This is a genomic window from Oceanococcus atlanticus (assembly GCF_002088235.1).
Classification (GTDB): Bacteria; Pseudomonadota; Gammaproteobacteria; order Nevskiales; family Oceanococcaceae; genus Oceanococcus; species Oceanococcus atlanticus.
Genome location: NZ_AQQV01000001.1, coordinates 1226345 through 1252146 on the forward strand (window position 1 = coordinate 1226345; position 25802 = coordinate 1252146).

Below are 25802 nucleotides of genomic sequence, written 5' to 3' on the forward strand. Positions count from 1 at the left end.
CGGAAAGTCACGAAGCCCAAAAATGAATCGCAAGTATTTGATTTTATAACGATTTGGGAAACGCCTGTCGCGGGTGAGAAAATATGCGCCCGATATTTCTCCACGTTCGTGAATGAAGGAGTGCCCCATGAGCACGCAAGCGTCCGCAGGCGCCCGTTTCCGCGCCGCCCTTGCCGAAGAACAACCGCTGCAGGTGATTGGTGCGATCAACGCCAACCATGCCCTGCTGGCCCAGCGCGCTGGCTTCAAAGCGATCTACCTGTCCGGTGGCGGCGTTGCCGCCGGCTCGCTCGGCCTGCCGGATCTGGGCATTTCCGGGCTTGAGGACGTCCTCATTGACGTGCGTCGCATCACCGATGTTTGCGACACACCGCTGCTGGTCGATGTCGACACCGGCTTCGGCAGCTCGGCCTTCAACGTGGCCCGCACCACCAAAGCTCTGATCAAAGCCGGCGCCGGCGCCATGCACATCGAAGACCAGGTTGGCGCCAAACGCTGCGGCCATCGTCCGAACAAGGAAATCGTGACCCAGCAGGAAATGGTCGATCGCATCAAGGCCGCCGTCGATGCCCGCACCGACGATGACTTCGTGATCATGGCGCGCACCGACGCGCTGGCCGTCGAAGGCCTGGAATCGGCGATCGAACGCGCCATCGCCTGCGTCGAAGCCGGCGCCGACATGATCTTCCCCGAAGCCATGACCGAACTGCCGATGTACAAACAGTTCGCCGAAGCCGTTGGCGTACCGGTGCTGGCCAACATCACCGAGTTCGGCGCAACCCCGTTGTACAGCGTTGACGAACTGCGCGAGGTCGGCGTCGGCCTGGTGCTGTACCCGCTGTCTGCCTTCCGCGCCATGAACAAGGCTGCACAGAACGTCTACGAAGCGGTCCGCCGCGACGGCACACAGAAAAACGTGGTCGACACCATGCAGACCCGCATGGAGCTGTACGAGTCGATCAACTACCACGATTTCGAACAGAAGCTGGATGCGCTGTTTGCCCAGGGCAAAAAGTAACACCAGCAAGCGTTGAATCGCCGCAGAGCCTTGATGCTTGGTGCGCGGACCGTCGGCGACCTGGATGGTCGCCGTCGAGCGATACACGGACGTACTTGAGCGCGTCCGCGCAGCAAGCATCAAGGCTCCCCTCCGCTAACGAGAGCGCAAGCATGAACACCGAATACCGCACAAAACTTCCAGGCACCGACCTGGATTATTTCGACACCCGCGCCGCCGTCGAGGCGATCCAGCCCGGCGCCTACGCCACCTTGCCCTACACCTCGCGGGTGCATGCCGAAAACCTGGTCCGTCGCTGCGACCCGGCCATTCTCGAGGATTGCCTCAAGCAGCTGATCGAACGCAAACGCGAGCGTGACTTCCCCTGGTTCCCGGCCCGCGTGGTCTGCCACGACATCCTCGGACAAACCGCACTGGTTGATCTGGCCGGCCTGCGCGATGCCATTGCCGAAGCCGGTGGCGATCCGTCCAAGATCAACCCGGTGGTGCCAACCCAGCTGATTGTTGACCATTCACTGGCCGTGGAACACGCCGGCTTCGAGGCCGACGCCTTCGACAAGAACCGCGCCATCGAAGACCGCCGCAACGAAGACCGCTTCCACTTCATCAACTGGACCAAGAAGGCCTTCAAGAACATTGATGTGGTGCCGCCGGGCAACGGCATCATGCACCAGATCAATCTGGAGAAAATGTCGCCGGTGATCATGACCGGCGACGGCGTGGCCTATCCCGACACCTGTGTGGGCACCGACTCGCACACCCCGCATGTCGATGCACTCGGCGTGATCGCCGTGGGTGTGGGCGGCCTGGAAGCCGAATCGGTCATGCTCGGCCGCGCCTCATGGATGCGCCTGCCGGAAATCGTTGGCGTGGAACTGACCGGCAAGCGTCAGCCCGGCATCACCGCCACCGACATCGTGCTCGCCCTGACCGAATTCCTGCGCGCCCAGAAAGTGGTTGGCGCTTATCTGGAATTCTATGGCGAAGGCGCCGCCAGCCTGACCCTGGGCGATCGTGCCTCGATCTCCAACATGACCCCCGAGTACGGTGCCACCGCCGCACTGTTCTCGATCGACGACATGACCCTGGATTATCTGCGCCTGACTGGTCGTGACGATGCCCAGGTCGCCCTGGTCGAGAACTACGCCAAGACCGCCGGCCTATGGTCGGACGATCTGGCCCAGGCCCAGTATGAGCGCACCTTGAGCTTCGATCTGTCGAGTGTCGGCCGGACCATGGCCGGGCCGTCCAACCCGCACCGCAAGTTGCCGACCTCGGCCCTGGCCGAGCGCGGCATCGCCGCACAATGGACGCAGGAAGACGACCTGATGCCGGATGGCGCCGTGATCATCGCCGCCATCACCTCCTGCACCAACACCTCCAATCCGCGCAACGTGGTTGCCGCCGGGCTGCTCGCGCGCAACGCCAACGCCCGCGGGCTGAGCCGCAAGCCGTGGGTTAAATCCTCGTTCGCGCCAGGCTCGAAAACCGTACAGCTGTACATGGAACAAGCCGGCCTGCAGAAAGAACTGGATGCCCTGGGTTTCGGCATCGTGGCGTTCGCCTGCACCACCTGCAACGGCATGTCCGGCGCGCTGGACCCCAAGATTCAGCAGGAAGTGATCGACCGCGATCTCTACGCCACCGCCGTGCTGTCCGGCAACCGCAACTTTGACGGCCGCATTCATCCCTACGCCAAGCAGGCCTTCCTGGCCTCGCCGCCGCTGGTGGTGGCCTACGCCATTGCCGGCACCGTGCGCTTCGACATTGAGAAAGACGTGCTCGGGCATGATGCCGACGGCCAGCCGGTCACCCTCAAGGACATCTGGCCCAGCGACGAAGAGATCGACGCGGTGGTCGCCGCCAGCGTCAAACCGGAACAGTTCCGTGCGGTGTACGACCCGATGTTCAACTTCGAAATCGTCGAAGACGAAGGCCTGTCGCCGCTGTATGACTGGCGCGAGATGAGCACCTACATCCGTCGCCCGCCCTACTGGGAAGGTGCGATGGCGGCCAAGAACTCGCTCACCGGCCTGCGTCCGCTGGCCGTGCTGGGTGACAACATCACCACCGACCATCTGTCACCCTCGAATGCCATCTTGGCCTCCAGCGCCGCCGGCGAATATCTGGCCAAGATGGGCCTGCCGGAAGAGGACTTCAACTCCTACGCCACCCACCGCGGCGATCATCTGACCGCCCAGCGGGCCACCTTCGCCAACCCGAAACTGTTCAACGAGATGGTCACCGACGAGAACGGTGAAGTGCGCCAGGGCTCCCTCGCCCGGGTTGAGCCGGAAGGTGAGGTGATGCGCATGTGGGAGGCGATCGAGACCTACCAGCAGCGCAAGCAACCGCTGATCATCATCGCCGGGGCTGACTACGGCCAAGGCTCCTCGCGCGATTGGGCCGCCAAGGGCGTCCGTCTGGCCGGCGTGGAAGCGATCGTGGCCGAAGGTTTCGAGCGCATCCACCGCACCAACCTGATCGGCATGGGCGTGATGCCCCTGCAGTTCATGGACGGCACCACGCGCAAAACTCTGGGCATCGACGGCACCGAAACCTTCGACGTCAAGGGCGAGCCGGCCCCTGGCGCCAGCCTGACCCTGGTTATCCATCGCGCCTCGGGCGAATCGCTGGAAACACCGGTGCTGTGCCGTCTGGACACCGCCGAGGAAGTGTCGATCTATTCCGCCGGCGGGGTGCTGCAGCGCTTCGCTCAGGATTTTCTGGCCGCAGAGGCTGCCTGAAGCAGGAACCGGTATGCTGCGGTCTGACTGAACACCGTCAAGAGGCCTTGCCATGCGACACCTCATCAGTCTGACCGTTTGCCTGGCCCTGGCGGCTGCCGCCGGGGCGTTGGCCTGGCTGGTCGACGACAGCAGCCAAAGCTGGGCGTCGGTGCCACCTCTGGTGGTGCTGGCGCTGCTGGCGTTCGCCGTGCAATGGCTGGCTTTCGTGCCCGCCTTTGTGGCCCAGACCGAGCACTACTACGACCTCACCGGCTCAGCCACCTACGCCAGTGTGGTCATCCTGGCCCTCCTGCTGGGGCCTGCCCATCCACGCGCCTGCTTGCTCGGTCTGCTGATCGGCATCTGGTTCTGTCGCCTGGGCAGCTTTCTGTTCCGGCGCATCAAACGCGATGGCAAAGACGGGCGCTTCGACGCGATCAAACCGAACTTCGGCAAATTTCTGCTGGCCTGGACCCTACAGGGTTTGTGGGTGTTTTTGACCTTGCTGGCGGCGCTCATTGCGATGCTGAATCCGCTTGAGGCAACACTCGATGCCTGGGCCCTGATCGGCGCCCTGATCTGGCTGATCGGCTTTTCCATCGAAGCCATCGCCGATGCGCAGAAATCGGCCTTCAAGCAGGCACCCGGCTCGCGCGATCAGTTCATACAAAGCGGCTTGTGGGCCTGGTCGCGCCACCCCAACTATTTCGGCGAAATTCTGCTCTGGAGCGGCATCTGCGTAATTGCCTGGCCGAGTTTTTCCGGCTGGTCATACGCCGGCCTGATCTCCCCGTTGTTCGTGGCCTGGCTGCTGATCAAGGTCAGCGGCATCCCCTTGCTGGAACAACGCGCCGACCAGCGCTGGGGCGGGCAGGACGCCTACGAACGCTACAAGGCCAATACGCCGGTGCTGCTGCCGCGACCTCCCCGCTCATGAACGACGCCCTGATCAACTGGGCCCAACAGCATCAGCAGCATGCCCTGCTGCTAGTCCCGCTGTTTGCCTTCATGGAAACCTGCGTCGGCATCGGATTGTTCATCTCCAGCGTTTTCCTGGTGGTGATCTGCTCGATTTTCTATGCCAACGGCTGGGCCAGCATGACCCACATGGCGCTGCTCGCTGCGGCGGGATCCTCGCTGGGCGACCACGCGGGTTATTACTTCGGCCGCGCCATCGGCCCTGGCATCCACCATCTGAACATCGTCAAGCGGCATCGCAGCAAGTGGGATCGCACCGAGGCACTGGTGCGCCGCTACGGCCCCGGCGCCATCTTCATCGGTCGCTTTCTGCCGGCGCTGCGCTCACTGGTTCCGGCCATGCTTGGCATCAGCGGCTTCGCCCGCCTGCGCTACACCTTGTTTGATATCTCAGCCTGTAGCCTGTGGGCCCTGGGGCTGACTGCGATAGTACTTGGCGCCCACCAACTTTTCGTCCAATAAAACCCATGACGCATCCCGCACAACTCAAGATTCCCGCCACCTACATGCGTGGCGGTACGTCCAAAGGCGTTTTCTTCCGGCTGGAAGACCTGCCTGCAGCCTGTCAGACACCGGGGCATGCTCGCGACCGTCTGTTCCAACGCGTAATCGGTTCACCCGACCCTTACGCCAAGCACACCGATGGCATGGGCGGCGCCACCTCCAGCACCAGCAAATGCGTGATCGTGTCACCCAGCCGTCAGCCGGATCATGATGTCGACTACCTGTATGGGCAGGTCAGCATCGACACCGATTTTGTCGACTGGTCCGGCAACTGCGGCAACCTGTCGACCGCGGCCGGAGCCTTTGCCATTCACGCCGGTTATGTCGACCCGGCACGCGTGCCGGATAACGGCATCTGCACGGTGCGCATCTGGCAAGCCAACATCGGCAAGACCATCATCGCCAAGGTGCCGGTGTGCGACGGCCAGGTTCAGGAAAGCGGTGATTTCGAACTCGACGGCGTGACCTTCCCCGCCGCAGAAATCGTGCTGGAATTCCTCGATCCGGCTGACGAGGAAGGTGGCGCCATGTTCCCGACCGGCCAGCTGGTCGATGAGCTGGAGGTGCCGATGCTCGGCACGCTCAAAGCCACCATGATCGCGGCCGGCATCCCGACCGTGTTCGTCAATGCCGCGGATATCGGCTTCACCGGCACCGAACTGCAGTCGGACATCAACGACAGCCCGGCGATACTGGAGAAGATGGAGCGCATCCGCGTGGCCGGCGCGCTGGCCATGGGCCTGATCCAGACGCCGGAGGAAGCCGCCAAGCGCCAGCACACGCCCAAGGTGGCGTTCGTGTCACCCGCCCAAGCGTATACCGCGTCGAGTGGCAAAAGCATCGCGGCCGAAGCCATCGACCTGAATGTTCGCGCGTTGTCCATGGGCAAACTGCACCACGCCATGATGGGCACCGCGGCGGTGGCGATTGGCACGGCTGCAGCCATCCCCGGCACGCTGGTCAACCTGGCCGCCGGTGGCGGTGAGCGCGAGGCGGTGAACTTTGGTCACCCCTCCGGCACCCTGCGTGTGGGCGCCGTGGCCGAACAGCACAACGGCCAGTGGACCGCCAAGAAGGCCATCATGTCGCGTTCTGCGCGGATCTTGATGGAAGGCTGGGTGCGCATACCCGCAGACGCCATCTAAAGCCGCCGATCAGAGTTTGAAGCCCCGCGCGGGCGGGGCTTTGTACTCACTCAGTTGCTCTGATCCGAATCCAGGGCGGTCTGGGCATAGTCGCGCAGAGGCGGCTCGCCGGCACTCAGGTGCAGGGCCGAGGGCGGGCCGTTCTCAAATTCCAGCGCCGGAATCGCGGCGCCGCCGGAAATCAGTCCCGGCACACTGATGCTCAGCTCGGGCAGCAATGGCAGGCCACACAGCGCCGTGCCGCCAGCGCGTTCGATGTTGGCCGGCCCCGGATGGTTGATCGCATCCAGCGCCAGATTGAAGGTCACCGCATCGGCCAGGCCAATCAGCGCATGCTCCATGACATAACCCGGACACAGATCCTGCAGCAGCAGATTGGTCACATTGGGATTGCCCTTGCCGAAGTCCACGGCGGCCACCGGCACGGGCGTAACCGGCTGCACCAGTTCATCGAACAGGGTGTAAATCGCGGTGTAGGAGATGTCGCCCGGTGTTTCGTCCTGCCAATTGCTGGCGCGCATGAACTGCGAGCCGTAAGCCATCTGATGAAACGCTGCCGGCAACGGCAGGTCGGCGCCGGTCAAGGGCAGCTCGATACCCAGCAAGCGTTCCAGTATTGCCAGCGGGTCGGCTATCGCCGTGCCCTGATTGGGGCCGGCGATCATGACGAAATCATCCACCGCTTCGCGCGCCGAGGCCCACCATTTGATCGCCCAGCGCGGCACCGCCACGCCCTGGCTGTGGCCGATCACGGCAACCTTGCGCCCGGTCATCTCGTGAATACGCCGCAGGGCGTGCACCACGTACTCGGCTGAGTTCTGCAAGTCGCCCAGTCCGCGGTCCGGATACGTGGTTGTGCACACGTCGTAGCCCAGCTCGCTGAGCACCGGGATGTAACTCCATTCGTACTGCTCCCAGCCGGCCGTGAACGTGCCATGCACGAGCAGGATGGGCGGCTTGTCCGCATGGCTGAAGTCGGTGCAGCGCAGCTGAGCCTCGAGGGTTTCATAGCTGTTCTTGAGCTCGGGTTCGGCCGCTGCATTCGGCGGATTTTCAAACTGGGGATCGTCAGAGAGCTGGCAGCCGGCCAGCAGCAACACTATCGTCACACCAATCGCTCGCTTCATCGTAAGCCCCTCCTCAAAGGCCGGGCGCGGATTCGGGCCCGCGCATATGGCGCAGCGTGTCACATTTCGGACATTGCAAAGTCATCCAAACGACGCAAGTTCGTCATGGCTGATCCCTATGGTGCGCCCCTGGAGCGCCATGGCAGCGCGACCATCAACCCAGGGGATCAAACAATGTTCAAGTGTGGCCACGTACTGGCTGTGGGGCTGGCTTGCGCCCTGCCCGCGCTCAATGTCGCTCACGCCGCCGAGGCGGAAATGTATTTCTCCGAATACATCGAGGGCAGCAGCAACAATAAAGCGCTGGAGATCTACAATCCGTCCGGCAGCGCCGTTGATCTGGCCTCCAGTGGCTACACCATCGAGATCTTCTTCAACGGCAGCAGCACAGCCGGTGCCAGCATCAGCCTGCTTGGGACCATCGCTGCCAACGGCGTTTTCGTGCTCGCCGATGATGACGCCGACGCCGCCATACTGGCGGTTGCCGACCAAACTGTAGGCGCCAACCTGTTCAACGGGGATGACGCCATCTCACTGCTGAAAAATGGCAGCGTCATCGACAGCTTCGGGCAGCAGGGCCAGGATCCGGGCAGTGCCTGGGGCAGCGGCGACACCGCCACCCAGAATCGCACCCTGCGCCGCAAGACCACGGTGACCAGCGGCGACACCACAGTCGATGATCCTTTTGAGCCGAGCGACGAATGGGATGGCTTCGCCCAGGACAGCTTCGATGATCTGGGCAACTACGCCAGCACCGCAGCGGAACTGTATTTTTCCGAATACATTGAAGGCAGCAGCAACAACAAGGCGCTGGAAATCTTCAACCCGGGCCCGGCCGCCGTGGACCTGACCGAGTATGTGGTTCAGACCTTCCACAATGGCAACGCCGACCTGCTCAATCCGACGGCTGAATTCGACCTCAGCGGCTCCATCGCCGCCGGCGACGTGTTCGTGCTTGCACATTCCAGCGCCGACGCCGCCATTCTTGCTGAGGCTGACCTCGCCTCTGGTGCCTTCACGGTCAATGGCGACGATGCCATCGTGCTGTTCAAGGCCGGTGCAGCCATCGATGCCTTCGGCCGCGTCGGCGAGGACCCGGGCAGCGCCTGGAGCAACAACGGGGTCAGCACGGCCAATGCCACCTTGCGCCGTCTGGCCACAGTGAGCAGCGGTGATCCGCTGTTCGATGATGCTTTTGACCCGTCGCTGCAGTGGGCGGCCCATGCGCAGGACACGTTTGATGGCCTGGGCAACCACGGATCCGACAGCGGCGACGGTGAAGAGCCGATCGATGCCGGTGCCTGCGGCGACCCGGCCACGCTGATTTCAACCATTCAGGGCGATGCCGGTGCCAGCCCCGAGGTCGGCAACACCCACATCATTGAAGCCGTGGTGGTCGGGGTCTATCCCAACCTGCAGGGCTTCTTCGTGCAGGAAGAAGACACCGACATCGACACCGATCCGAACACCTCGGAAGGCTTGTTCATCTACCAAGGCGCCGTCCCCAGCGTGGCGCGCGATGATGTAGTCCGTATCAGCGGCCAGGTGGCGGAACACTACGACCTGACCGAACTTACGAACATCAGCCTGGTCGACACCTGCGGCAGCGCGACGGTAAGCCCGGCATCGCTCAGCTTGCCGCTTGCCAGTGCCGATGCGCTGGAACCTTTTGAAGGCATGCTGGTGAGCTTCAGCCAGGAGCTGAGCGTGACCGAGAACTATGACCTGGGGCGCTATGGCAGCGTCCAGCTGTCCTCCTCCGGGCGCCTGTTCCAGCCGACTCATGTGGCCGAGCCCGGCGCTGCAGCGCAGGCCATCATGGCCGCCAATGCGCTCAATGTGATCCTGCTGGATGACGCCAACTCGGCGCAGAACCCGGACCCGGTCATACACCCTGCGCCAGGCCTGTCGGCCAGTAACACCTTGCGCTCCGGTGATACGCTCAGCGGCCTGCTCGGGGTGGTCGACTATTCGTTCAGCGCCTACCGCATTCAACCGGTGGGTAGCCCGGCCTTCGTGCAAAGCAACCCGCGCACCACCGCGCCTCTGCGGGCCAGCGGCAGCAACCTGCGCATTGCCAGCTTCAACGTACTCAATTACTTCAACGGCGATGGTGCCGGCGGCGGTTTCCCGACCGCACGCGGTGCGCACACCGCTGAAGAGTTCCAGCGTCAGCATGACAAGATCATCGCTGCACTGGCTGGTCTGGATGCCGACATCGTCGGCCTGATGGAAATCGAGAACGATGGTTATGGCGCGGCCAGCGCAATTGCCGAACTGGTCGCCGGGCTGAATCTGGCCGCGACCAGCTGCGCAAACTACGCCTTTGTTGATCCTGGCGTTGCCCAGATTGGCAGCGACGAGATCGCGGTGGGCTTCATCTACTGCAGCGACAGCGTCAGTCTGTCGGGCCCGGCTGAAATTCTCGATGCCAGCGTCGATGCCTCCTTCATCGACACCAAGAACCGCCCGGCATTGGCCCAGACCTTTGCCGAGAACAGCAGCGGCGCCAAACTGACCATCGCGGTCAACCATCTGAAGTCCAAGGGTTCGGACTGCGATGCGCTGGGTGACCCGGACACCGGCGATGGCCAGGGCAACTGCAACCAGACCCGCACCGACGCGGCTGCCGCCCTGGTCAACTGGCTGGCCACCGATCCGACCGGCAGTGGCAACAGCGACCGCCTGATCATCGGCGACCTCAACGCTTACGCCAAGGAAGACCCGATCACCGCGATCACCTCCAATGGCTACATCAACCTGCTGCTGCGTGACCACGGGGATGCCGCCTACTCCTACATCTTCTACGGACAGGCCGGTTATCTCGATCACGCCCTGGCCAGCACCAGCTTCGAGCCCAAGGTGATGTGGGCCGGGGAATGGCATATCAACACCGACGAACCGCGCGTGCTCGACTACAACACCGAGTACAAGTCGGCCGGGCAGATCGTTGATTTTTACGCAGCCGATGCCTATCGCGCGTCTGACCATGATCCGGTCGTGGTCGATGTTCTGCTGAGCACGCCTGCCCCAACACCTTCACCCACGCCGGTGAGCACACCCAGCCCGACACCGAGCAGCACGCCGATACCCACGCCCACTGCGACCCCGCTGCCAACACCGTCACCAACGCCGCTGCCAAGCCCCACTGCAACCCCCAGCGCAAGCCCCTCGGCAACCCCGGTCGCCACACCCACACCTGCGGCCACGCCAGCCCCCACAGCCTCGGCCACGCCCAGCACCACGCCAAGTCCGGTGGCGACCGCAACCCCGCGGCCCAGCGCCACGCCAACGCCGACGCCCGTGGTGGTCACACCTACACCAAGCCCACAGTTCACACCCTCGCCCAGTCCATCAACCAGCCCGGCGCCGACCGCCCAGGCGACCCCGACACCTGGCCCGGCCCCAAGCACCGTGGACAACAGCAGCGGCCCGCTGGTTGATCAGCAGGTCAGTCCTGGCAGCCAGACCATCGCGCTGGCCCGTTTCCAGGTGCAGAACGCGCACGATGAAACGCTCTCGTTTGACCGCCAGAGCATCCAGCTGGCCAGCGGCGCTCTGGCTTTCGGCAACATTGCACGACTGCAGCTGATCCTGGATGGCAACGGCAACGATCAGGTTGATGTTGGCGAGCTCATCCTGGCCGAGACCACCAGCCTGGACAGCGAAGGGCGCGCCAATTTCGTCCTGAACCCCGCCATGACGCTCGCACCCAACAGTCTGGTGCGCTGCATCCTGGTACTCGACTTCAACTGAGGCCACGACCATGTCACGACACTTCCACTTGCTGGCCGCCGTCAGCGCGCTGAGCCTGCTCAGCGCCTGCAGCGATTCAACCTCATCCGAGGGTTCCGCCGAGGGCTACTCGGTACAAAGCGCGCAAAGCTATGCCTCAACCGCGACAGGTGAGCAGGTACAGCTGGATGTTCTGGACCTGCAAAGCGCCACGGTTGGCGTGACCCAGTAGCGCCACGTGAGGGCCGTGCATGGCACGGCCCTGGTCACCTCAATACAGCAGCAGCTTGCGGGTCTGCTCGCGCCAGGCCTGCTCGTCCGGCTGCACCGCGCGGTCAAGGTCCTGTGGTGCAGCCTGCGCATCGTCGACCCATTCGCGCAGCAGCGCTCCACCATTGATCAGATCAATGGCCAGGCGGTCGTTTTCGTACTCGTAGGGAAAGTCACGCCACAAGGGATAGTCGGGTTGCAGCTGACGGATGGCCTTGAAGGCTACGGCCATCAAGCGCCAGGGCTGAAATTGTGTGTGCACATAGCTGCACGCCTCGACATGGATCTGCACGCCGGCACACAGCTGGCCGACATGCTTGTGGAAGGTCGGCTCGAACCAGCACGGACGCAGCCGGCATCCCTCCAGCCACTGCGGTGCAAGCGCGTGCATGGTCTCGATCACTGTCTCGGCATCCAGATCGGGCGCCCCGAACAGCTCCAGCGGGCGGGTCGTGCCGCGCCCCTCAGACAGGGTCGTGCCTTCCAGCATCACCGTGCCGGCGTAGGCCCGCGCCATCGACAGATTGGGTGCATTGGGGCTGGGGTTGATCCACTCCCTGTGCCCCAATGGCCAGCCATATCCGGGGGCTGCCTCCGGCTGCCAGCCCTGCATGGTGACGGCTTGAAACTCGACATCCAGCTTGAACTCGCGGATGAACCACTGCGCCATCTCGGCCATGCTCAAACCGTGGCGCATGGGCAAAGGCCCGGCACCGACAAAACTTTCCCAGCCCGGTTGCAGCAGATTGCCTTCGACCGGCCGCCCAGCCGGATTGGGCCGATCCAGCACCCACACGCTTTTGCCCTGTTCGGCCGCAGCCTCCAGCACATAGCGCAAGGTGGTGATGAAGGTGTAAATCCGGCAACCCAGATCCTGCAGATCAACCAGCAGCACATCAAAGCTGTCGAGCATGGCTGGGGTGGGACGACGCACCTCGCCGTACAGACTGAACACCGGAATCCCAAGTTTGGGATCGGTGTAGTCGTCGGATTCGACCATGTTGTCCTGCTTGTCGCCGCGCAAACCATGCTGCGGCCCGAATGCGGCGGTCAACTTCACATCCGGCAATGCGGCCAGTGCGTCCAGGCTGTGCCGCCAGTCCGCGGTCAGCGACGCCGGATGGGCCAGCAGGGCAACGCGACGCCCAGCCAGCGGTTTACGCAGATCGGCTTCGTTGAGCAGACGGTCAATACCGAACTTCATCAGCGCCGCACCGGTATACGCATCAGATCCGGATGATGAAAATCGGGTTTGCCCGGCGCATGCAGCAACGCCCAGTAACTCAGCTGGCCCTGCATATCCTTGAGCACTACCGCAGGCCCCAGGTGCGCCGCCATATCAGGAACGGCATCATCACTGAGCACAATGTCCGCGCGGTAGGCGTTGGCGCTGCGACTGGATTCCAGACTGGCAAGCGGAGAGGCCTGCAGCGGACGCGCCGCACTGCGATACCCATCAAAGTCGAAACCGCCCCAGGCTCCGCTGGGCGCCATGTTCAACTCACGATAACCATGGCTGCTGCGGGCGATGAACAGCTCGAAGCAGGTACTCTTCCACAGCTCATGCCCCGGCCGCGGGCCGTGCTCTGCGGGCAGTTCAAGCTGATCCACTTGGCCGAAAACCTCATAGGCCAGACGCCAATTGTCGGGCGACAGGTCATAGCCAAAGCAGACCCTCTCGACCCCCTGCCGGGGTGAGTCCGGGTGCAACGTCAAATCGATCCAGTGGTAGTGCGCCACGTTGAATTCCTATGCAGCAGGGGGGCCGGGAACCACGTACCACAGTACCGCAAGGTACTGCAGCACACTGCCCAGCACGACGAACACATGCCAGATGGTGTGGTTGTACGGCAGGCTGCGCCACAGATAGAACGCCGCGCCCACGGTGTAGGACACACCGCCGGCTGCCAGCCAGGCCAGACCGGCCAGCGGTACGGCCTCAAGCACCGGCTTGGCGAAAGCCACCACCAGCCAGCCCATGGCCAGATACAGGCCGACCGACAACTTGTCGAAACGCCCGGTGAAAAACAGTTTGAAAATCACCCCGGCCAGCGCCATCGACCAGACCAGGCCAAATAACCACCAGCGCACCGCGCCCTCCAGACACACCAGCGCGAACGGGGTATAGGTTCCGGCAATCAGCACATAGATCGCCGCGTGATCCAGGGTGTGCAGCACCGGCTCGGCTGCCGGAATGGGGATGCTGTGATACAGCGTCGATGCGGTGTAGAGCAGGATCAGGCTGCCGCCGAAAATGCTCACCGCCACGACATGCAGCATGCTGCCATACAGACTGGCATAGGCCACCAGCACGGCCAGCCCGACGATACTCGCAACCGCCGCAACACCGTGCGACACGGCATGGGCGATCTTCTCGTTAATGGTATAGGGGCGGTGAACTTTCACCTGTGCTCCGACTCCGGACCAAGGCGCATTCTGACAGGATTCAGAACGCCAACAAACGCTGGCGGATGCCACTGCCGAAAGCCAGTTCATCACACAGACGCTGCAGCGCCGCGTGGTCAACCGGACGTCGTTGCCAGACCGGCTCCGGCAGCGGCAGGTCGCGCGGAATGCCGGTCAGGCGGCGCGACAAAAAGGCCTGTTCGCGCCCCGCCTCCAGCTTCAGCTTGAGCGATTTGGCTCCGCGCACGGCAAGATCCGGCACCTCATCCAGGCGCTCATACACCTGTTCCAGAGTGTCAAAGGCTTGCAGCAGGGCACTCGCTGCCTTGGGCCCGACCCCGGCAACGCCGGGAATGTTATCGACCGCATCGCCGGTCAGGGCCAGATAGTCGGCGATCTGCTCCGGCCAGACGCCGAACTGGGCCTTGATGCCATCGCTGTCCAGACGCTTGTCGGCGGCGAAATCCCACAGCTGATCCTGCGGCGTAATCAGCTGCGCCAGATCCTTGTCACGGGTCACGATACTCACCGCCCGACCGCGCGATTTGGCCATGGCTGACCAGGTTCCGATCAGATCGTCGGCCTCCCAGCTGCTGTCAGCCTGCCAGTGCAGCCCGAGCGCCTCGCAGAGTTGCTGGCACCACTGGAACTGTCGTTTCAGCTCGATCGGCGCCGGTGGCCGGTTGGCTTTGTAGTCCGGAAAAATTTCATTGCGAAATGAAGAACTTAGACTTTCATCAAAGGCCACAAGCAGCGGATCAGGGTTGCTGCGCTTGAGCATATCTGCGATAAAGCCGGCGAATCCGTAAACGGCATTGCAGGGTTCGCCCTGAGCCGTTTTCATGTGATCCGGTATCGAATGCCAGGCACGAAAGATGTAGACGCTGGCGTCGATCAGGTAGATTATGGGCTGTTCTGTCATGGCTAGAGCTGTGCGAGCGGAGGCATCCGGCCTGACATCCAGCAGCCAGAAGAAATATGACCCGAGGCACGGCCGGGTCACGCATAAATCAAGCCACAACTGTCTCTCGCTGGCAACGGTGAAGGGGCTTTTGCGGCCTGTCGGAAATACCAACAGGGAGTAACCCGATGCCGATAAAAATCGCGATACCCAAGGAAAACGCGAGCGGCGAAAAGCGCGTGGCGATGGTACCCGCGGTGGTGCCGAAGCTGAAAAAACTGGGCGTGGATATCAAGGTGCAGAAAGGCGCCGGCGTAGCCACGCGAATTCCTGATGAGGCCTGGGGTGAAGACGTCAGTCTGACCAGCGGCCCGGCGAAAACGCTGAGCGGTGCGGATATCGTGCTGCGCGTGGGCCCGCCGTCGATCAAGGAAGTCGAAGATCTCAAACCCGGCACCGTGCTGTTCAGCTTTGTCTACGCCAACCGCAACCCGGATGTGGTCAAGGCATTGCGTGACAACAAGATCACCTGCTTCGCCATGGAACTGGTCCCGCGCACAACCCGCGCCCAGGCCATGGACGCGCTGTCCTCGCAGGCCGCGCTGGCTGGTTATCACGGCGCCCTGCTCGGCGCCACGCACCTGGCCCGCATCCTGCCGATGATGACCTTCGCGGTCGGCTCCATCCGCCCCGCCAAGGTGCTGGTCATGGGTGCCGGTGTGGCCGGCCTTCAGGCCATTGCCACGGCACGCCGTCTGGGCGCCATGGTGGAAGGCTACGACGTCCGCTCGGCGGTCAAGGAACAGGTCGAGTCACTCGGCGCAAAGTTCGTTGATACCGGCGTCAAAGCGGAAGGTGAAGGCGGTTACGCACGTGAGCTGACCGACGATGAGAAAGCCCAGGTGCGCGAGGTCATCACCAAGCACATCCAGGCTTCCGACGTGGTCATCACCACGGCCGCCATCCCGGGTCGCCCGTCACCCAAGCTGATTGACGACGAGCAGATCGCCGGCATGAAGTCGGGTGCGGTGATCATCGACCTCGCGGCGGAAGGCGGCGGTAACACCACCGCAACCAAGCCGGGCGAATCGGTGGAAGTGGGCAGCGTGCTGATCGAAGCGCCGCTGAACATCCCCAGCCGTCTGGCCGAGCATGCCAGTGAGCTGTACGCCAAGAACCTGATCAACTTCCTCGGCCTCATCGTCACCGAAGAGGGTGAGCTGAACCTGAACTGGGAAGACGACATCGTCGCCGGTTCGGTGCTCACGCACGAGGGTGAAATCAAGCACGAAGCCAGCCGTCAGGCTGTCGAAGGAGAATAAGCATGCTCACAGGATTTGTAGCGCTTTACATCTTCATGCTCGCCGCCTTCACCGGCTATGAAATCATCGGCCGTGTGCCGGCGATTCTGCACACGCCGCTGATGTCCGGCTCCAACTTCGTCCACGGTATCGTGCTGGTCGGCGCCATGGTTGCGCTGGGCACGGCCGAAGGCTGGCTGGAAATCACCATCGGCTTTCTTGGCACCGTGATGGCGGCAGTCAACGCCTCCGGCGGTTATGTGGTGACCGAGCGCATGCTCGAAATGTTCAAGAGCAGCAAGGACTAAGCCATGACGACATTGATTCAATTCAGTTACCTCGCGGCGGCCTTCCTGTTCATCTTTGGCCTTAAGCGTATGTCCTCGCCCAAGACCGCCCGTTCGGGCATCGTCTGGGCTGGCGTGGGCATGGTTGTGGCCACGGTCGTCACCTTCCTCTACCCGCAGATCCTGCACGCCGGCATCGGCCGCATCCTGCTGATCGCCGTGGCCGTGGCCATCGGTACGATCTGGGCCTGGCGCTGGGGCAAATCGGTTGCCATGACCGACATGCCGCAGATGGTCGCGATCTACAACGGCATGGGTGGCGGCGCCGCCGCAACCATCGCCGCGATCGAGCTGATCAAGCTGTCCAAGGGCAGCGGCGTGCACCATGACGGTATCGCCATCGCGCTGGCCGTGATCGGCGGCCTGATCGGTTCGGTGTCGATGACCGGCTCGGTAATCGCCTGGGCCAAGCTTGACGGCCGCATGGACAAAGCACCGCGGATTCCGGGCGGCCATCGCACCAACTTCGTGATGCTGGCCATCGCAATCATCAGCGGCATCATGGTGATGAGCGCTGACCATCCGTCCGGCATCATGCTGTTCATCTTCTTCGCCAGCGCCCTGGCCTTCGGCATCATGATGACGCTGCCGATTGGCGGCGCCGACATGCCGGTGATCATCTCGCTGTACAACGCCCTGACCGGTCTGGCCGTGTCGTTCGAAGGCTACGTGCTGCAGAACCCGGCCATGATCATCGCCGGTATGGTGGTGGGTGCGGCAGGCACCTTGCTGACCCTGCTCATGGCCCGCGCCATGAACCGCTCGATCAGCAATGTGATGTTCTCAGGCATGGGCACCGGCGATGCTGCCGATGGCGATGGCCCGCAGGGCGAGATGAAGGAAATCAGCGCAGAAGATGCGGCGATTTCCATGGCCTACGGTGAGAAGGTGATCATCGTGCCCGGTTACGGCATGGCCGTGGCCCAGGCTCAGCATAAGCTGTGGGAATTCGTACAGATGCTGCAGAAGCGCGGTGTGGAAGTGGCCTTCGCCATCCACCCGGTGGCCGGCCGTATGCCGGGTCACATGAACGTGCTGCTGGCTGAAGCCGGTGTCCCCTACGACATCATCTTTGACCTGGAAGACATCAACGAAGAGTTCGGTACCGCCAGTGCGGCGATCGTGATCGGGGCCAATGACGTGGTCAATCCCGCGGCACGGACCAACAAGTCCAGCCCGATCTACGGCATGCCAATCCTGAACGCCGACCACGCCGAGAACGTTTACGTCCTCAAGCGCGGCCAGGGCACCGGCTTCTCCGGTATCCAGAACGAGCTGTTCTTCGGTGAAAACACCCGCATGGTCTACGGCGACGCGCAGAAGTCCTGTGCCGCCTTCATCGCCGGGGTTAAATCGGTCAGCTAAGTGCGACAGCACTCCTCGAAAAGGGCAGCTTCGGCTGCCTTTTTTGTTTTGCCTTCGACTACCTGGCGGCGTAGTCTGACCCCGCGAGTGCGCACGATGTGCACTGCGATCACAACAACAAAGGGGTCATCATGGATTGGTACTTGCAGGTTCTGCAGAAATACGCCGTGTTCGAGGGGCGGGCGCGACGTAAAGAGTATTGGTTCTTCGCACTCTTCAACTTCATCATCAGCATCGTTATCAGCGCAGTAGAGTCCGGCATTGGCACAGGCGGCATACTTGGTCTGATCTACGTGCTCGGCGTGTTCCTGCCCTCAGTGGGCGTGGGCATCCGGCGTTTGCACGACACCGACCGCAGCGGCTGGTGGTTGCTCATCGGCCTGATCCCAGTGATCGGGTTCATCATTCTGATCGTGCTGCTGGCGCTGGACAGCACCCCGGGCGATAACCGCTTCGGCCCTAATCCCAAGGGTGAGACAGCCAGCGACAGCCTGGTATAAGACGTGGCTGGAGTGCCCGGCCCTAGGGGCGCGGGCACTCCACCTCTTCACCTTTGCGCTTGCGCCGATAGCAATCGCGTAGCGCCTCCCGCTGAGCCTCGGGCAAAGCGCGAAACTTGTCCCACTTGGCACGCGCGCGCTGCTTTTCCTCGGGTGACATGTTCTGCCAACGCGCATGGTTGCGCAGGATGCGCTCGCGCTTGTCGGCCGGCATCTGATCCCAGCGCTCGGCATAACGCTGAAGTTCCTGGCGTTGCGCCGGACTCAGCTCCTGCCACTGCGGCTGTGCACTCAGCACCCCGCTGAACAACAGCGTGGTGACCATCAGCAAGGCCCTAAACACCGCCATCCTCAAGCCACATCACCAGATCAAGGTCGGCGATCAAGGCCGCATCCTCAGCCTGATGCACACCCTCTCCAGCGGGCGTGCCAACCTGCATCTGCCAGGCCAGCAGCACCGCGCAGGTCGCCCCTGCCGCGGCCGCGCTCCAGCGCGACCACAACAGCGACCACCAGGGCGCGGCCTGGGCCTGCATGTGATCCAGCGCCCGATAGCGCGCCGCACGCAAACGCGCCCGGGTCAGCTCATCCGGCTCTGCAACCTGCTCGTCCAGCGCCTCACGAATGGATTGCGCCAGCCTGTCCTGATCAAACTCTGATTGGCTCATGCCCAAAATACCTCCACCTTGTCGCGCAAGGTGTTCATGGCGCGCGACAAATGAGTTTTTACGCTGCCCTCACCACACCCCATGATGCCTGCAGTCTGAGCCACGTTGAAGCCCTCCCAGACCCGCAAAAGAACCGCCTCGCGCTGGCGCTGTGGCAGCTCGGACAATGCCGCCTCCAGCGCCGCGATGGCGTCGCGCTGGGCCAGCTGGCGCTCCGGATCATCGGCGGCCGAACGCTCGAGGGCATAATCGGCATCATCCACAAAGCGCCGCGCAGCCCGCTGGTCATCCCGAACCCGGTTCATGAGTATGCGAAAGAACAGCGGCGCCCATTGCTCCTGCGGCTTGTGCTGATATTTCTGCACCAGCCGGATCATGGCATCCTGCACCGCATCCAGAGCGGCGTCGCGATCACGCAGCTGGCTCAGCGCCAGCCGGTACGCCTGGCTCTCGATCGAGGCCAGGAAATGATCCATCGCATTGCGTCGTGCCGCGGCGCTGTCCGCTTTTTTTGTCGACAAACCAAGTTCTACCGAGGTGGCCATGCCATTGTCCTCCCGGCCTGACCACCACTGGGTTGGGATGACATACCGAGTAAACGCATAAACGCTCCTTCGCACGTGACACACTATAACGCTGATCCAACGCACTCAGGCGCGATCCGTTGACACCCATTTGCCAGGTTGCCTTGCCCGTTCCACGTGGCGAAACCTACGACTATCTGTGCCCCTTCCCGGTCACGCTGGGGGCCCGCGTGCGCGTGCCTTTCGGGCCGCGACGGCTGGTTGGCGTGGTCACCGCACTGGGCCACGCCTCTGAAGTGCCAGGCAATCGGCTCAAGGCGGTGCTCGAAGTGCTTGATCAGGAACCGCTGCTGGGCCAGCCCGAGCTGGATTTGCTGAACTTTGCGGCGCGCTACTATCAAGCGCCGCTGGGCCAGTGCGTGGCCACCGCGCTGCCCAAACTGCTGCGCAATGGCAAGGCCGCCAGCCCGGTGCTCAACACCCGCTGGCAACTGACCGCGCAAGGCCGCACAACCGAGCCGCAAACCCTGGCCCGCGCGCCCCGCCAGGCCGCCGCTCTGGCCGCATTGCAGGCCAGCGAAAGCGCATTGGCAGCGGCCCAGATCGGCGCCCAGGGCACCCCCAGCGCGATACTCAAGGCCCTCGCTGACAAAGGCCTGATCGAAGCGCTGAACCACCTGACACTGGACAGCCACGAGGTCGAAACGCCAACCCTGAACGATGCGCAGGCCAGCGCTGTTGAGCAGATTCGCTCAGCCTCCGGCTTCAGCTGTCATCTGCTCGACGGGGTCACCGGCAGCGGCAAAACCGAGGTTTATCTTGCCCTGGCCCGCGAACAAACCCGGCTCGGCCGCCAGAGCCTGATCTTAGTCCCCGAAATCGGCCTGACGCCGCAGATGGTCGAGCGCGTGCGCCGCCACACCGGGGCACGCACCGTCGCGCTGCACTCCGGGCTGGCCGACGGCGAACGTCACAACGCCTGGCTGGCGGCCCGCACCGGTGAGGCCGACATCGTGCTCGGCACCCGCTCGGCCGTGTTCGTGCCACTGGCCCGGCCGGGGCTGATCGTGGTCGACGAGGAACATGACAGTTCATACAAGCAGCAGGACGGGATCCGCTACCACGCCCGCGATCTGGCCGTGCGCCGCGCTCAGCAATTCGCCATTCCGGTGATCCTGGGATCGGCCACACCCTCGCTGGAAAGCCATTTCAACGCCGCCCAGGGGCGCTATCAGCATCTCACCCTGGATCACCGTTACGGCCAGGCCAAGCCACCGCGCATCAGCATGATCGACCTGCGCGGTCAGCGCTGTCCGGACGGCCTGTCCAACGCCCTGATCGCACGCGTCGGCCAGCATCTGGAGGCGGGTCATCAGGTTCTGCTGTTCATCAACCGGCGGGGCTATTCCCCGATCATGCTGTGTCATGACTGTGGCTGGACCGCCCTGTGCGAGCGCTGCGATGCACGCCTGATCAGCCATCAGCGCAGCCGCAGCCTGCGCTGCCACCATTGCGGCCACCAACGGCCAATCCCACCGACCTGCCCGGACTGCGGCAGTGAAGAGCTGCACCAGCTGGGCCAGGGCACCGAACGCATCGATGCGCGCGCGGCGCAGCTGTGGCCCGATGTCGAGCGTATTCGCCTGGACCGCGACCAGGTCAGTCGTCGAGGCGAACTGGAAGCGGCACTGGAGCGCATCCGCAGCGGTCAGGCGCAGCTCATCATTGGCACCCAGATGCTGGCCAAGGGACATGACTTCCCGGATCTGTCGCTGGTGGGCATCATCGACGCCGACCAAGGGCTGTACGGCCAGGATTTTCGTGCCACCGAGCAGCTCGCCCAGCAGATCACCCAGGTGGCCGGGCGCGCCGGGCGGCGCGACATCCCCGGCGAAGTGGTGGTGCAGACCCACAACCCGGAGCATCCGTTGCTCGGCCTGCTGGCGCCGGGCCGTTATGCACGCATCGCCGAAGCGCTGCTGGCCGAACGCGAGCAGCTGGCCTGGCCGCCGTATGCACGCCTGGCCCTGATTCGCGCCGAAGCGAGTACGGCACAAACGGCCATGAACGTGCTTGAGGAGATTGCCGAGCCACTGTTCGGCAGCGACGACATCGACGTGCTCGGCCCGGCTCCCGCGCCGATGGAGCGGCGTGGCGGGCGTTATCGCTGTCAGTTGCTGCTGCGCAGCCACAAGCGCAGCGTTTTACAGGCACAATTGGGGCATATTCGTCAGCAACTGGAAACGCGCCCTTCCGCGCGGCAACTGCGATGGTCCATCGACGTCGACCCACAAAGCCTCGACTGATCCTGCTCACCCTGGGCATTGTCAGCCCGTGCCTGTGGGCTAACCAGCTTGAGGTGCACAGCACGCACAGTGCTCTACGCTTCGAAGTGCCGGACCTGCTTTATCAGGCCGGCGCCACCGCCGACTTCGCCGGCCTGCAGATTGTCGACGGTGCCGGCCAGAATCTGGCCTATGCCGTCTGCGCAGAACGCGAGCAGCGTCGCGCCCAGGCTGCAGTGCCTGTCATGGGACTACCTGACCTGGCGCGCCCGCAGCTCGACGCCGATAACGCGCTCAGTTACTCGCATCCGGCCGGTGCGGGCAGCACGCAAAGCGTTGTGGAATGGGTCCTGGATCTGCGTCAGCTTGAGGGCGCCACGGGCACCCTGATGGGCTTGCCGCCAATCGCTGAACTGCGTATCTCGCCCAATCTGCAGCAATGGAGTGCCGCACTCGAATTTCAGCAGAACGGTGAAACGCTGTCGTTCGAACCGCGCCCGCTGAGCTTTGTTCGCGTCCGTCCACAAAGCGCACCTGCAGGCAACCAGCCACCGCCCACAGTGATCGCGGTGGAGGAACAACAACGTCAGGCCCGGGCGATTCACTGGTTTGAACCGCCACGCAATGCCCAGGACCACTACCTCAATCCCCGCCGGCTGCCGATTTTTGCTGCCCGCCTGAAGACCGAGCGCGACATTGCCAGCGCCGACTGGACTCTGCAATCACGCCAGGGCGAGTGGGACGCATGGAAGCCACGCGGACGCGTGAGCGCCGGCAGCCAGTCACCGCTGCTGCGCTTCAGCGCCGTCACCGATCCGCAGTGGCGGGTTGGCCCGCACGACACCGATGCGTTGGAGCTGGGCCATGCCCGCTATGAACTGCGCATTCCCGATATTGCCCACTCCGGCCCTTTGCGCATGTTGCTGCACAAGCGCGGCGGATTCGGCCCGAGTTTGTCCTGCCGCAGCACCGAAAACCTGCCCATTCAGGCGCCCGAGCGGATCGAGGTGGTTGATGAAGACAGCGCGACCGCTCAAACCACACAGCCAAACAACCTGCGCAACGGGTTCCTGCTACTGGTCATGGTGGTAATTGGCGCAGGCTTGATTGCAAGACGCTTCCTCCTGCGCCGGCAAGGACGCTAAAATGGCTGGTTTTGCGCTGCCGCATACCGTATGAAGGACACTCTTCAAGCCCTGCTCAATCAGGCTGCCGACAGTCTCGGCATTGCCGTACCCAACGCGGCGAAGATCGAATCCACCCGTGACAAGGCGCACGGCGATCTGGCTTCCAATATCGCCATGGTCTGCGCCAAGCAGGCTGGCAAGCCCCCTCGCGAACTGGCCCAGGCCCTGATCGAGGCGCTGCCGGCGCATCCCGCTGTGGCCAAGGCCGAGGTGGCCGGCCCCGGCTTCATCAATATCTTCCTGGCCAGCGACCGCTATCACGCCATGCTGCGCGAGATCGTCAGCGCGGGTGAGCGCTGGGGCCAGGCCGAACCCGGCAGCGGCAACCGAGTCCTGCTCGAATTCGTATCCGCCAATCCCACCGGCCCTCTGCACGTGGGGCATGGTCGCGGCGCGGCCTACGGCGATTGTCTGGCCCGCCTGCTGCGCGCAGCAGGCCATCAGGTCGACAGCGAGTACTACGTCAACGATGCTGGGCGTCAGATGGACATCCTGGCCCTGTCGGTGTGGCTGCGCCACATCGAGCAGCAGGGCGTGGCCGTAATCTTTCCCGGCCGCGCCTACCAAGGCGACTACGTGCGCGAGTCGGCCCAGCGTCTGGACGCGGATGGGCTGAACAATGCTGATGCCACCTTGTTCGACGATCTGCCCACCGATGATGCAGAGACCGGCGATGCGCGCCTTGATGCATTGATCGAGCGGGCCAAGCAGACACTCGGCAAAGACGGTTTCGCCCGCGTGCTCGACCATGCCCTCAAGGAGCAGCTGGGCGGCATTGCCGATGACTTAAGTGCCTTCCGGGTTGATTTCCAGGCCTGGGCTTCGGAGCGCAGCGTGGTCGACAAGGGCGAAGTCAGCAAAGCCCTGGCGCAGCTGGAAAAAGGCGGACACACCTACCGCCAGGACGGCGCCCTGTGGTTTGCCAGCAGCCGCTTCGGTGATGACAAGGACCGTGTGCTGCTGCGCGCCAATGGCAGTGCCACCTACTTTGCCAACGACATCGCCTACCACCTGGACAAACTGGAGCGCGGCTACGACCGCTTGATCGACGTCTGGGGTCAGGATCATCACGGCTACATCAAGCGCATGAGCGCCGCCGTCGAAGCACTGACCGGGCAATCCGACAAGCTCGACGTGCAGCTGGTGCAGTTCGTCAGCCTGCTGCGTGACGGCGAAAAGGTTTCGATGTCGACCCGCGCCGGCACCTACGAAACCCTGGAAGACTTGCGCAAGGAAGTCGGCGTGGACGCCGCACGCTTCTTCTATGTGATGCGTTCCAACGACCAGCAGCTTGAGTTCGACCTCGCCCTGGCTACCCAGAAGAGCAACGACAACCCGGTTTTCTATGTGCAATACGCACATGCGCGCGTGGCCAGCGTGTTCCGTCAGTTGAGCGAAAAGCAGTGGACCTTTGATGCCGAGCGTGCGGCAGAGCAGCTCGACCAACTGGATGCTGACATCGAACGCGAAGTGCTCAAGCAACTGGCCCGCTTCCCCGACATGGTTCAGGCTGCGGCCACGCAGCTGGCACCGCAACTCATCGTGCATTACCTGCGTGAGCTGGCCGAGCTGTATCACCGCTACTACAACAGTTCGGCCTTCCTGATCGAAGACGCTGCCCTGCGCGATGCCCGCCTGTACCTCAATCTGGCGGTTCAGCAGGTCTTGCGCAATGGTCTGGCCCTGCTTGGCGTGGACGCACCGGACAAGATGTAATGGCCCGCGATTACGCACGACAGCGCAAGGAAGCGCCGCGCCGCACGCACACCAACAACAGCCGTGGCCTGCCCGGCTGGTTGTGGGCGCTGTGCGGCCTGACCCTGGGCTTGGGCATCGCTGCGATCGTGTTCATCGTCTACCGTCCGGTGGAATCGCCGGCCGTGGTCCAGGGCCCGCCCAGCCGCCCTGTGGCCACCCCAACGCCCGGACCGGTGGTGCCGCCACGTCAGGAGTCGCGCTTCAAGTTCTACGATGGGCTGGCCAAAGCCCAGGTGCGCCCCAACGAGGATGCGTACAAAGTCGAACCGCCCCCGCCAGCGGCCGAGGACACCAGTCGCTATGTCATCCAGGCCGGCTCCTTCCGGGCCCGCGATGATGCCGAACGGCGCAAGGCCAACATCGCTCTACTGGGCTTCGAATCGACCATCAAACAGGTTGATCTGCTTGACCGCGGCACCGTCTATCGTGTGCAGGTGGGGCCGGACATGAGTCGCGATGCCGCCGAGAAAGCCATGCGCCAGCTGGCCGACAACGACATCGACAGCTTCGCCACACGCGCAGGCGGCTGAGCACGCTACACTTGCGGCCCTAGCGACCGCGAGGATTCAACATGAGCTTCTACGATTTCAGCGCCAAAACCATTGATGGCCAAGATAAACCGCTGGCCGACTATCAAGGCCAGGTGGTTCTGGTCGTCAACACCGCGAGCAAATGTGGCTTCACCCCGCAGTACGAAGGTCTTGAGGCGTTATATCGCGACTACAAGGACAAAGGCCTGGTCATCCTGGGCTTTCCGTGCGATCAGTTCGGCCACCAGGAACCGGGCGACGAGGATGAGATCAAGAATTTCTGTTCTCTGACCTACGACGTGACCTTCCCCATGTTTGCCAAAATCAAGGTCAACGGTGACGACGCGCACCCGGTCTACCAGCACCTCAAACAGGCTCAGCCCGGCGTGCTGGGTTCAAAAGGCATCAAATGGAACTTCACCAAGTTCCTGGTCGACAAATCAGGCAAGGTGGTCAAACGCTACGCGCCGACCGACAAGCCTGCGGCCCTGGCCAAAGATATCGAAGCTTTGCTGGCGGCCTGA

The 25802-nt window shown here is 63.2% G+C and carries 24 protein-coding genes; 16 read left to right on the forward strand and 8 right to left on the reverse strand.

Annotated features, from left to right (window positions below; genetic code table 11):
• Nucleotides 1–127 precede the first annotated feature (127 nt).
• The 5 genes from prpB (at nt 128) to prpF (ending at nt 6374) form a co-directional block, all read left to right on the forward strand.
• On the forward strand, nt 128–1018 hold the full coding sequence (prpB, locus tag ATO7_RS05750) for a methylisocitrate lyase (protein ID WP_083560378.1): 891 nt from the start codon (nt 128–130) through the stop codon (nt 1016–1018).
• A 152-nt stretch (nt 1019–1170) separates the two neighbouring features.
• Nucleotides 1171–3765, forward strand: coding sequence for a Fe/S-dependent 2-methylisocitrate dehydratase AcnD (gene acnD, locus ATO7_RS05755; protein WP_083560380.1), 2595 nt, complete (start codon nt 1171–1173; stop codon nt 3763–3765).
• Between the two features lie 52 nt (nt 3766–3817).
• A complete protein-coding gene (locus ATO7_RS05760) occupies nt 3818–4684 on the forward strand; it encodes a DUF1295 domain-containing protein (RefSeq protein WP_083560382.1) in 867 nt (288 codons plus the stop codon).
• The gene (locus ATO7_RS05765; protein ID WP_083560384.1) at nt 4681–5187 is read left to right on the forward strand and encodes a DedA family protein; all 507 of its coding nucleotides are present in this window, start codon (nt 4681–4683) and stop codon (nt 5185–5187) included. Before ATO7_RS05760 ends, ATO7_RS05765 begins: the two co-directional genes overlap by 4 nt.
• 5 nt (nt 5188–5192) lie before the next feature.
• Nucleotides 5193–6374 carry a 2-methylaconitate cis-trans isomerase PrpF gene (gene prpF, locus ATO7_RS05770; protein ID WP_083560386.1) on the forward strand — a complete coding sequence of 394 codons (1182 nt, stop codon included), beginning with the start codon at nt 5193–5195 and terminating at the stop codon, nt 6372–6374.
• 50 nt (nt 6375–6424) lie between these two features.
• On the opposite strand, the gene ATO7_RS05775 is transcribed toward prpF, so the two are convergent.
• On the reverse strand, nt 6425–7501 hold the full coding sequence (locus ATO7_RS05775) for an esterase/lipase family protein (protein WP_083561024.1): 1077 nt from the start codon (nt 7499–7501) through the stop codon (nt 6425–6427).
• Nucleotides 7502–7606: 105 nt separating this feature from the next.
• Between ATO7_RS05775 and ATO7_RS16920 the strand changes: the two genes are divergently transcribed.
• Both ATO7_RS16920 and ATO7_RS05795 read left to right on the forward strand, forming a co-directional pair.
• Complete coding sequence (locus ATO7_RS16920) at nt 7607–11257, forward strand: ExeM/NucH family extracellular endonuclease (protein WP_158523065.1); 3651 nt, start codon at nt 7607–7609, stop codon at nt 11255–11257.
• A 10-nt stretch (nt 11258–11267) separates the two neighbouring features.
• Complete coding sequence (locus ATO7_RS05795) at nt 11268–11468, forward strand: hypothetical protein (RefSeq protein WP_146680163.1); 201 nt, start codon at nt 11268–11270, stop codon at nt 11466–11468.
• Between the two features lie 39 nt (nt 11469–11507).
• Here the strand turns inward: ATO7_RS05795 and ATO7_RS05800 are convergent, their stop codons facing one another.
• From ATO7_RS05800 to ATO7_RS05815, 4 genes are read right to left on the reverse strand one after another with little or no spacing between them, the layout of a single operon-like run.
• Nucleotides 11508–12710 carry an exo-beta-N-acetylmuramidase NamZ family protein gene (locus ATO7_RS05800; protein WP_083560389.1) on the reverse strand — a complete coding sequence of 401 codons (1203 nt, stop codon included), beginning with the start codon at nt 12708–12710 and terminating at the stop codon, nt 11508–11510.
• Nucleotides 12710–13246 carry a DOMON domain-containing protein gene (locus tag ATO7_RS05805; protein WP_083560391.1) on the reverse strand — a complete coding sequence of 179 codons (537 nt, stop codon included), beginning with the start codon at nt 13244–13246 and terminating at the stop codon, nt 12710–12712. The genes ATO7_RS05800 and ATO7_RS05805 overlap by 1 nt, the downstream gene beginning before the upstream one ends.
• Before the next feature lie 9 nt (nt 13247–13255).
• The gene (trhA, locus tag ATO7_RS05810) at nt 13256–13912 is read right to left on the reverse strand and encodes a PAQR family membrane homeostasis protein TrhA (protein ID WP_240499423.1); all 657 of its coding nucleotides are present in this window, start codon (nt 13910–13912) and stop codon (nt 13256–13258) included.
• A 40-nt stretch (nt 13913–13952) separates the two neighbouring features.
• On the reverse strand, nt 13953–14834 hold the full coding sequence (locus ATO7_RS05815) for a 5'-3' exonuclease (RefSeq protein ID WP_083560394.1): 882 nt from the start codon (nt 14832–14834) through the stop codon (nt 13953–13955).
• A 167-nt stretch (nt 14835–15001) separates the two neighbouring features.
• Between ATO7_RS05815 and ATO7_RS05820 the strand changes: the two genes are divergently transcribed.
• From ATO7_RS05820 to ATO7_RS05835, 4 genes are all read left to right on the forward strand, one after another.
• A complete protein-coding gene (locus ATO7_RS05820; RefSeq protein ID WP_083560395.1) occupies nt 15002–16135 on the forward strand; it encodes an NAD(P) transhydrogenase subunit alpha in 1134 nt (377 codons plus the stop codon).
• Between the two features lie 2 nt (nt 16136–16137).
• Entirely contained in the window at nt 16138–16422 is a 285-nt protein-coding gene (locus ATO7_RS05825; protein WP_083560396.1) for an NAD(P) transhydrogenase subunit alpha, read from the forward strand.
• Between the two features lie 3 nt (nt 16423–16425).
• On the forward strand, nt 16426–17826 hold the full coding sequence (locus ATO7_RS05830; protein WP_083560398.1) for an NAD(P)(+) transhydrogenase (Re/Si-specific) subunit beta: 1401 nt from the start codon (nt 16426–16428) through the stop codon (nt 17824–17826).
• Nucleotides 17827–17957: 131 nt separating this feature from the next.
• Nucleotides 17958–18326, forward strand: coding sequence for a DUF805 domain-containing protein (locus ATO7_RS05835; protein WP_083561026.1), 369 nt, complete (start codon nt 17958–17960; stop codon nt 18324–18326).
• 22 nt (nt 18327–18348) lie between these two features.
• Here ATO7_RS05835 and ATO7_RS05840 read toward each other — a convergent pair whose 3' ends face one another.
• The 3 genes from ATO7_RS05840 to ATO7_RS05850 are packed head-to-tail and all read right to left on the reverse strand — an operon-like array spanning nt 18349 to nt 19539.
• Nucleotides 18349–18675 (reverse strand): DUF3106 domain-containing protein, encoded by a 327-nt coding sequence (locus tag ATO7_RS05840; protein WP_083560400.1) that lies wholly within the window; start codon nt 18673–18675, stop codon nt 18349–18351.
• Nucleotides 18662–18994 (reverse strand): hypothetical protein, encoded by a 333-nt coding sequence (locus tag ATO7_RS05845; RefSeq protein WP_083560402.1) that lies wholly within the window; start codon nt 18992–18994, stop codon nt 18662–18664. Before ATO7_RS05845 ends, ATO7_RS05840 begins: the two co-directional genes overlap by 14 nt.
• Nucleotides 18991–19539 carry an RNA polymerase sigma factor gene (locus ATO7_RS05850; protein WP_083560403.1) on the reverse strand — a complete coding sequence of 183 codons (549 nt, stop codon included), beginning with the start codon at nt 19537–19539 and terminating at the stop codon, nt 18991–18993. Before ATO7_RS05850 ends, ATO7_RS05845 begins: the two co-directional genes overlap by 4 nt.
• Before the next feature lie 119 nt (nt 19540–19658).
• On the opposite strand from ATO7_RS05850, the gene ATO7_RS05855 reads away from it, so the two are divergent.
• The 5 genes from ATO7_RS05855 to ATO7_RS05875 are packed head-to-tail and all read left to right on the forward strand — an operon-like array spanning nt 19659 to nt 25802.
• Nucleotides 19659–21824 (forward strand): primosomal protein N', encoded by a 2166-nt coding sequence (locus tag ATO7_RS05855; protein WP_083560404.1) that lies wholly within the window; start codon nt 19659–19661, stop codon nt 21822–21824.
• A complete protein-coding gene (locus tag ATO7_RS05860; RefSeq protein WP_083560405.1) occupies nt 21788–22948 on the forward strand; it encodes a DUF3999 family protein in 1161 nt (386 codons plus the stop codon). The genes ATO7_RS05855 and ATO7_RS05860 overlap by 37 nt, the downstream gene beginning before the upstream one ends.
• 30 nt (nt 22949–22978) lie before the next feature.
• A complete protein-coding gene (gene argS, locus ATO7_RS05865) occupies nt 22979–24706 on the forward strand; it encodes an arginine--tRNA ligase (protein WP_083560406.1) in 1728 nt (575 codons plus the stop codon).
• The gene (locus tag ATO7_RS05870; protein ID WP_083560408.1) at nt 24706–25278 is read left to right on the forward strand and encodes an SPOR domain-containing protein; all 573 of its coding nucleotides are present in this window, start codon (nt 24706–24708) and stop codon (nt 25276–25278) included. Before argS ends, ATO7_RS05870 begins: the two co-directional genes overlap by 1 nt.
• Nucleotides 25279–25319: 41 nt before the next feature.
• Nucleotides 25320–25802: a glutathione peroxidase gene (locus ATO7_RS05875; RefSeq protein ID WP_083560410.1), complete on the forward strand. Its 483-nt coding sequence runs from the start codon at nt 25320–25322 to the stop codon at nt 25800–25802.

What these genes read in the sequence shown, in the direction of transcription:
- ATO7_RS05860 (WP_083560405.1), top strand. Translation starts at nt 21,788, where the DNA reads ATGGTCCATCGACGTCGACCCACAAAGCCTCGACTGATCCTGCTCACC.
- ATO7_RS05825 (WP_083560396.1), top strand. Translation starts at nt 16,138, where the DNA reads ATGCTCACAGGATTTGTAGCGCTTTACATCTTCATGCTCGCCGCCTTC.
- ATO7_RS05820 (WP_083560395.1), top strand. Translation starts at nt 15,002, where the DNA reads ATGCCGATAAAAATCGCGATACCCAAGGAAAACGCGAGCGGCGAAAAG.
- ATO7_RS05830 (WP_083560398.1), top strand. Translation starts at nt 16,426, where the DNA reads ATGACGACATTGATTCAATTCAGTTACCTCGCGGCGGCCTTCCTGTTC.
- ATO7_RS05800 (WP_083560389.1), bottom strand. Translation starts at nt 12,710, where the DNA reads ATGAAGTTCGGTATTGACCGTCTGCTCAACGAAGCCGATCTGCGTAAA.
- ATO7_RS05765 (WP_083560384.1), top strand. Translation starts at nt 4,681, where the DNA reads ATGAACGACGCCCTGATCAACTGGGCCCAACAGCATCAGCAGCATGCC.
- ATO7_RS05875 (WP_083560410.1), top strand. Translation starts at nt 25,320, where the DNA reads ATGAGCTTCTACGATTTCAGCGCCAAAACCATTGATGGCCAAGATAAA.
- prpF (WP_083560386.1), top strand. Translation starts at nt 5,193, where the DNA reads ATGACGCATCCCGCACAACTCAAGATTCCCGCCACCTACATGCGTGGC.
- prpB (WP_083560378.1), top strand. Translation starts at nt 128, where the DNA reads ATGAGCACGCAAGCGTCCGCAGGCGCCCGTTTCCGCGCCGCCCTTGCC.
- ATO7_RS05815 (WP_083560394.1), bottom strand. Translation starts at nt 14,834, where the DNA reads ATGACAGAACAGCCCATAATCTACCTGATCGACGCCAGCGTCTACATC.
- ATO7_RS05850 (WP_083560403.1), bottom strand. Translation starts at nt 19,539, where the DNA reads ATGGCCACCTCGGTAGAACTTGGTTTGTCGACAAAAAAAGCGGACAGC.
- ATO7_RS05835 (WP_083561026.1), top strand. Translation starts at nt 17,958, where the DNA reads ATGGATTGGTACTTGCAGGTTCTGCAGAAATACGCCGTGTTCGAGGGG.
- ATO7_RS16920 (WP_158523065.1), top strand. Translation starts at nt 7,607, where the DNA reads ATGGCTGATCCCTATGGTGCGCCCCTGGAGCGCCATGGCAGCGCGACC.
- ATO7_RS05760 (WP_083560382.1), top strand. Translation starts at nt 3,818, where the DNA reads ATGCGACACCTCATCAGTCTGACCGTTTGCCTGGCCCTGGCGGCTGCC.
- ATO7_RS05795 (WP_146680163.1), top strand. Translation starts at nt 11,268, where the DNA reads ATGTCACGACACTTCCACTTGCTGGCCGCCGTCAGCGCGCTGAGCCTG.
- argS (WP_083560406.1), top strand. Translation starts at nt 22,979, where the DNA reads ATGAAGGACACTCTTCAAGCCCTGCTCAATCAGGCTGCCGACAGTCTC.
- ATO7_RS05845 (WP_083560402.1), bottom strand. Translation starts at nt 18,994, where the DNA reads ATGAGCCAATCAGAGTTTGATCAGGACAGGCTGGCGCAATCCATTCGT.
- acnD (WP_083560380.1), top strand. Translation starts at nt 1,171, where the DNA reads ATGAACACCGAATACCGCACAAAACTTCCAGGCACCGACCTGGATTAT.
- ATO7_RS05840 (WP_083560400.1), bottom strand. Translation starts at nt 18,675, where the DNA reads ATGGCGGTGTTTAGGGCCTTGCTGATGGTCACCACGCTGTTGTTCAGC.
- ATO7_RS05870 (WP_083560408.1), top strand. Translation starts at nt 24,706, where the DNA reads ATGGCCCGCGATTACGCACGACAGCGCAAGGAAGCGCCGCGCCGCACG.
- ATO7_RS05775 (WP_083561024.1), bottom strand. Translation starts at nt 7,501, where the DNA reads ATGAAGCGAGCGATTGGTGTGACGATAGTGTTGCTGCTGGCCGGCTGC.